The 1,744-nt window shown below is 74.4% G+C and carries 1 pseudogene; it reads left to right on the top strand.

Annotation, left to right across the window (positions count from 1 at the left end):
* Positions 1–15 precede the first annotated feature (15 nt).
* Positions 16–1,744, top strand: a pseudogene (locus ACFV0G_RS38655) (type I polyketide synthase); the annotation flags it as partial.

The following is a 1,744-nucleotide window of genomic DNA, read 5'->3' as shown; positions in this document are numbered from 1 at the left end:
CTGACCGGCGCGGCCGCGGCGCCCGCGGCCGCCGGCCCGGTCGGGCGCGCCGATGCCGATCCGATCGCGATCGTCGGCATGGCCTGCCGATTCCCGGGCGGCATCGGCTCGCCGGAGGACCTGTGGCGGTTGGTCTCGGAGGGCCGGGACGCGGTCTCCGGCTTCCCGTCCGGCCGCGGCTGGGACCTCGAGAACCTCTACCACCCGGACCCGGACCACCAGGGCACCTCGTACGCCCGCGAGGGCGGCTTCCTGCACGACGCGGGCCTGTTCGACCCGGCGTTCTTCGGGATCTCGCCGCGTGAGGCGGTCGCCATGGACCCGCAGCAGCGCCTCCTGCTGGAGACCTCCTGGGAGGCGTTCGAGCGCGCGGGCATCGACCCGGCGACGCTGCGCGGCAGCCGGACCGGTGTCTTCGCCGGCGTGATGTACCACGACTACACCAGCAATCTGGGTGAACTCCCGGACGGCGTCGAGGGATACCTCGGCACCGGCAACTCCGGAAGCATCGCCTCCGGTCGGGTCGCCTACACCTTCGGCCTGGAGGGGCCGGCCGTCACCGTCGACACGGCCTGCTCCTCCTCGCTGGTCGCGCTCCACCTGGCGATCCAGGCGCTGCGCAGCGGCGAGTGCACCATGGCGCTGGCCGGCGGCGTCACCGTCATGGGCACGCCCGAGACCTTCGTCGACTTCAGCCGCCAGCGCGGCCTCTCGCCCGACGGGCGGTGCAAGTCGTTCGCCGCCGCTGCCGACGGCACCGGCTGGGGCGAGGGCGTCGGACTGCTGCTGGTCGAACGGCTCTCCGACGCCCGTCGCAACGGCCACCAGGTACTGGCGATCGTCCGCGGCTCCGCCGTCAACCAGGACGGCGCCTCCAACGGCCTCACCGCGCCGAACGGACCCTCCCAGCAGCGCGTGATCCGGCAGGCCCTGGCCGCCGCCGGGCTGACGGGCGACCAGGTGGACGCGGTGGAGGCGCACGGCACCGGTACGACCCTCGGCGACCCGATCGAGGCGCAGGCGCTGCTCGCCACCTACGGCCAGGCCCACACCGGGGAACTCCCGCTCTGGCTGGGCTCGGTGAAGTCGAACCTCGGCCACACCCAGGCCGCCGCCGGTGCGGCGGGCATCATCAAGATGGTGATGGCGATGCGGCACGGGACGTTGCCGCCGACCCTGCACGTGGACGAGCCCTCGCCCGACGTCGACTGGACGGCCGGCGCGGTCGAACTGCTCACCGAGGCCCGCGCCTGGCCCACGACCGGACGGCCCCGCCGCGCCGCCGTCTCCTCGTTTGGCATCAGCGGTACCAACGCCCACACCATCCTCGAGGAGCCGCCGAGCGACCTTCGGGCACCGCAGGGCCTTCCCGCAGAGCGCCGGGCACCGGTGCTGCCGTGGCTGCTTTCGGCCCGCGGGGAGGAGGCGCTGCGCGCACAGGCCGAGCGGCTGGCGGCGCTGGTCGAGGGGACGGCCGATCTCGAACTCGCCGATGTGGCCAACACCTTGGCGACCGGCCGGGCCGTCCTCGAACGGCGCGCCGCAGTGGTCGGCGAGGACCGGGCAGCCGTGCTCCGTGCGCTGCGGGCTCTGGCGGGGGGCGAGCAGGCACCGGGCCTGGTCCAGGGCGCAGCCGTCTCCGGCCGGCTCGCCTTCCTGTTCACCGGCCAGGGCAGCCAGCGGGCCGGGATGGGCGAGGAGTTGTACGCGGCCCACGCTGTGTTCGCTGCGGCTTTCGACGAGG

Source organism: Kitasatospora sp. NPDC059571 (assembly GCF_042735675.1).
GTDB lineage: Bacteria > Actinomycetota > Actinomycetes > Streptomycetales > Streptomycetaceae > Kitasatospora.
The sequence above is the reverse complement of the archived record's forward strand: the minus strand, read 5'-3'. Positions and strand labels throughout refer to the sequence as shown.